Source organism: Rhodococcus sp. CX (assembly GCF_015865005.1).
Lineage (GTDB): Bacteria > Actinomycetota > Actinomycetes > Mycobacteriales > Mycobacteriaceae > Rhodococcus.
The window spans coordinates 58,568-62,491 of the sequence record NZ_JADZGH010000068.1; the positions used below are offsets into that span (position 1 = coordinate 58,568).

General features: G+C 69.2%; 4 protein-coding genes. All 4 read left to right on the forward strand.

Translation table 11 applies throughout. From position 1 onward, the window contains the following. Nucleotides 1-994 (forward strand): aminotransferase class I/II-fold pyridoxal phosphate-dependent enzyme (locus I0Q12_RS07310; RefSeq protein ID WP_231610185.1); only part of this gene is annotated, 994 nt, incomplete at its 5' end. Between the two features lie 93 nt (nucleotides 995-1,087). Beyond that, nucleotides 1,088-1,720: a TetR family transcriptional regulator gene (locus I0Q12_RS07315; RefSeq protein ID WP_197251296.1), complete on the forward strand. Its 633-nt coding sequence runs from the start codon at nucleotides 1,088-1,090 to the stop codon at nucleotides 1,718-1,720. An 11-nt stretch (nucleotides 1,721-1,731) separates the two neighbouring features. Further along, nucleotides 1,732-3,153, forward strand: coding sequence for an adenylosuccinate lyase (gene purB / locus I0Q12_RS07320; protein ID WP_197251297.1), 1,422 nt, complete (start codon nucleotides 1,732-1,734; stop codon nucleotides 3,151-3,153). 66 nt (nucleotides 3,154-3,219) lie between these two features. Then, nucleotides 3,220-3,840, forward strand: a complete 621-nt coding sequence (locus I0Q12_RS07325) for a TetR/AcrR family transcriptional regulator (protein WP_231610186.1) — start codon at nucleotides 3,220-3,222, stop codon at nucleotides 3,838-3,840. The last annotated feature ends 84 nt before the right edge of the window (nucleotides 3,841-3,924 follow it).

Sequence of the window (3,924 nt, forward strand, 5' to 3'; positions counted from 1 at the left end):
CTACACCGAGACCTTCGGGATCCTGCCGCTGCGCGAGGCGATCGCCGCCTACCACCGCGACCGCTACGGCATCGACGTCGACGCCGACGACGTCGTGGTCACCACCGGATCGTCGGGTGCGTTCACGCTGTTGTTCCTCGCCGCGTTCGACCCCGGTGACACCGTCGTCGTCGCGCGGCCCGGATATCCGGCGTACCGCAACACGCTCGCGGCGCTCGGCTGCAACGTGGTCGAGCTGGACTGCGGTCCGGACACCCGCTACCAGCCGACCGTCGCGATGCTCGAGGCGCTCGACACCCCACCGGCGGGTCTGATCGTCGCGAGCCCCGCCAACCCGACCGGCAGCATGATCGAGCCGGAGGAACTGGCCGCGCTCGCCCGCTGGTGCGACGACCACGGTGCCCTGCTGATCTCCGACGAGATCTATCACGGCATCGAGTTCGCCACCCCGGGCACACCGGCCACGTCGACCGCCTGGGCGACGTCCCGCGAATCGGTGGTCGTCGGATCGGTGTCGAAGTACTTCTCGATGACCGGCTGGCGGCTCGGCTGGATTCTGGTGCCGCAGTCGCTGCAGCGCGCGCTGCAACGGCTCGCCTCGAACATGACGGTGTGCCCTCCGGCGATCTCCCAGTACGCGGCGACCGAGGCATTCGGTGCCGAGGCCCGCGCCGAGCTGGACGGGCACGTCGAGCGCTACGCCCGGAACCGGGATCTGCTGCTGGCGGGACTGCCCGCGATGGGGATCACGAAGCTCGCGCCCGCCGACGGCGCGTTCTACGTGTACGCGGACATCGCGCACCTGCTGCGACCCGGTGAGACGTCCACTGCGTGGTGCTCGCGGCTGCTGCACGACACCGGGGTCGCGCTCGCTCCGGGCATCGACTTCGACACCGTCCGCGGCGACGAGACGGTGCGCCTGTCGTTTGCCGGTGCGACCGCCGACATCGAGCAGGCGCTGGACCGCTTGCACGCCTGGCTGCAGCCCTCCTGACGGCACCCCGTGCCCGGGCAGCACACCTAGGGCGATGTCGTGCTTCCGGCCGTTCTCCCCTGGTGGAGCGGCCGAGACTGTCACGATGACAGTGTGACGACAGCTGCCACACCGAAAGGCGAGCGGCGCCGCCAGGCGCTCGTCGAATCGGCAGCCGAGCTCATCCTCGAGGGCGGTATCGACGCCGTCCGTCACCGCGCTGTCGCGAACCGGGCGGGCCTGCCGCTCGCCTCCACGACCTACTACTTCGAATCCCTCGACGAGCTGGTGGTGTGCGCGTTCCAGCACAACTCGTGCCGGGAGTTGGAGGAGATGCGGGCCCGTGTCGAGGAGGTGACCCCGTGCCGCCGCAGTCTCGAGTCGACCGCCGAACTGATCATCGACCTGCTGGTGGGGCCCCGCGGTGTCGGCGAGCTCGAGCGTGAGCAGCTGATCTCCCGGTACGAGCGGTGCGTTGCGACCGCGCGTCACACCGAGCTGCGCGACGTCCAGCTGCACGCTCGGCGGATCGTCGACGAATTGCTCACCGACCTGCTGGAACGCTGCGGCCGCACCGTCGATCCGACGCAGATCCGCAGGCTCGTGGCGGCTGTCGACGGAGCCGTCCTGGGAGCTCTCGGCGAGCTCGACCCCGATCCGCGCGGATTGGCCCGCGGGCTCCTGCTCGACGTCGTCGGGAGCGTCGCGCCGCCTGCCGACACCGATCCGGTGAGTCCCGACCCGTAAACTGTGCGGTTGTGAGCCTGATCCCGAACGTCCTTGCCACCCGTTATGCCAGCCCCGAGCTTCGGGAACTGTGGTCACCGCAGCACAAGATCGTGCTCGAACGGCAGCTGTGGCTGGCGGTGCTGCGGGCACAGGCCGAGCTGGGTATCGACGTTCCGGCCGAGGCTCTGGCCGACTACGAGCGGGTCCTCGAGAACGTGGACCTCGACTCGATCGCCGCTCGCGAGCGCGTCACCCGGCACGACGTGAAGGCTCGCATCGAGGAGTTCAACGCGCTCGCCGGGCACGAGCACGTGCACAAGGGCATGACCAGCCGCGATCTCACCGAGAACGTCGAGCAGCTGCAGGTGCTGCGGTCGCTCGAGCACGTGCACGCGCACGGTGTCGCGATCGCGGCGCGGCTCGCCGAGCGGGCCGCCGAGTACTCCACCGTGGTCATGGCCGGCCGCTCCCACAACGTCGCGGCGCAGGCCACGACCCTCGGCAAGCGGTTCGCGTCGGCCGCCGACGAGTTGCTCATCGCGCTGACGCGGCTGCAGGAGCTCATCGACCGCTACCCGCTGCGCGGCATCAAGGGCCCGATGGGCACCGCCCAGGACATGCTCGACCTGCTCGACGGGGACGCGGGCAAGCTCGAGCAGCTCGAACGGAAGGTCGCCGAGCACCTCGGTTTCTCGCACGTCTTCACCAGCGTCGGCCAGGTGTACCCGCGGTCGCTGGACCACGACGTGCTCTCCGCGCTCGTTCAGGTCGGCGCCGGTCCGTCGTCGCTGGCCCACACGATCCGGCTGATGGCCGGGCACGAGCTGGTCACCGAGGGCTTCCAGCCCGGCCAGGTCGGGTCCTCGGCCATGCCGCACAAGATGAACACGCGTTCGTGCGAGCGCGTCAACGGTCTGCAGGTGGTACTGCGCGGCTACGCGTCGATGGCCGCCGAGCTGGCCGGCGCCCAATGGAACGAGGGCGACGTATTCTGCTCGGTGGTGCGCCGCGTTGCGCTGCCCGACGCGTTCTTCGCCGTCGACGGCCAGACGGAGACGTTCCTGACGGTGCTCGCCGAGTTCGGTGCGTACCCGGCGGTGATCGAGAAGGAACTCAACCGGTACCTGCCGTTCCTCGCCACCACGAAGGTGCTGATGGCGGCGGTGCGTGCCGGGGTCGGGCGGGAAACCGCCCACGAGGTGATCAAGGAACACGCGGTGGCGGTGGCGCTCGCGATGCGCGAGGAGGGGCGCGAACCGGATCTGCTGGATCGCCTCGCCGCCGACGAGCGGCTGCCGCTCGACCGCACGGCGCTCGAGGCCGCGCTCGCCGACCGCTCTGCGTTCGTGGGGGCGGCCGAAGCGCAGGTCGCGTCCGTGGTCGAGAGTGTGAACGACCTCGTCGCGAGGTATCCGGAGGCAGCGAAGTACACGCCGGCTCCGATTCTCTGAGCGCGACGCGCCGAAACGCCCGGGGGGGACGTTAGATCGGGTAACAGATAAGACAGGGGAGAGAAATTGTCCGACAAACACGAGAACTCCGGGCGTGTTCGAGACGCGGTGCGCACGCGCGCTGCGCTGCTCGACGCCGCTCAGGAGATCTTCCTCAGGGACGGCTACGCCGCTGCCGCCACCGAGGAGATCGTGGTGCAAGCAGGGGTGACCCGCGGTGCGCTGTACCACCACTTCGCGAACAAGCGCGAGCTGTTCCGGGGTGTTATCGAGCGCATCCAGCTCGAGGCCGAGGAGACCCTGGGGAAGCAGGATCCCGAGACGTCCGAGTGGGAGAGTTTCAGCCGCGCGATCCTGGCGACGTTGGATACGGTGTACGCTCCCGCGACCCGCAGGTTGCTGCTCATCGAGGCACCGGCGGTGCTCGGGTGGACGGAGGTCCGCGAAACCCACCGCCACACGTCGATCCGCCGGATCGAGCATTCGCTGAGGGCGATCGCTCGCGAGAACGGGGATCTGTCGGAACCCTCGCCCGTGATGGCACACCTGTTGCTCGCCGCGATCGAGGAAGCGATGCTCTACCTCGCACACAGCGACGACCCCGTGCGTGACCGCCCGGAGGTCGAAGCGCAGCTGATGCGCCTGCTCGACGTCGTCCGTCCGGTGCCGGTGCGGGGCATCGCGTGAGCGTCTACGTAAATCTGATACTTCCTGCCACTGGCGTGGCAGGCGGTGAAGATCCACGTTCCTCACGGCTACCCACCACACCAT